Raw genomic sequence first — 583 nt, 5'->3', positions numbered from 1 at the left:
TCAGTCCGCTGTGCCCGATCAAGCTTAATCTTAAAGGGGTTATGACATGAGTATTTTTAATGGAATCAAAGAAGAGCAGATGGACATTTTGCGGGAAGTCGGCAATATAGGCGCCGGCCACTCCGCCTCTGCAATGGCCCAGCTGTTAAATAGAAAGATAGATATGGAAGTCCCATTTGCAAAGCTGCTGTCTTTTGATGAGCTTGTTGATTTTTTCGGCGGCGCCGATGTCCCGGTTGCCAGCATCTTTTTAAGAATGGAAGGCGATTTAACGGGTTCAATGTTCTTTATAATGCCTTTTTTTCAGGCGGAGCAGTTTATCAGAGAGCTGATTGGAAACCCCGATTTTGACATAGAGGACTTAGGTGAAGACCACATGAGCTCATCCGCTTTGCATGAACTGGGCAATATTTTAGCGGGGTCATATTTAACAGCTTTGGCGGATTTGACGAAGCTCCAGCTCTATCCAAGTGTTCCTGAAGTCTCATTGGACATGTTCGGAGCTGTGATCAGCGAAGGGCTGATGGAGCTCAGTCAAGTTGGAGAACACGCCATTGTTGTCGACACGTCAATTTTTGACCAA

The 583-nt window shown here is 46.0% G+C and carries 1 protein-coding gene; it reads left to right on the top strand.

Annotated elements, in window-relative coordinates; translation table 11 throughout:
• Positions 1 to 46 precede the first annotated feature (46 nt).
• The coding region (gene cheC / locus ACWHAR_RS30010) for a CheY-P phosphatase CheC (protein ID WP_452088799.1) at positions 47 to 583 on the top strand (537 nt) is incomplete at its 3' end.

This window comes from Bacillus sp. LR--39 (assembly GCF_053613335.1).
The sequence above is the reverse complement of the archived record's forward strand: the minus strand, read 5'-3'. Positions and strand labels throughout refer to the sequence as shown.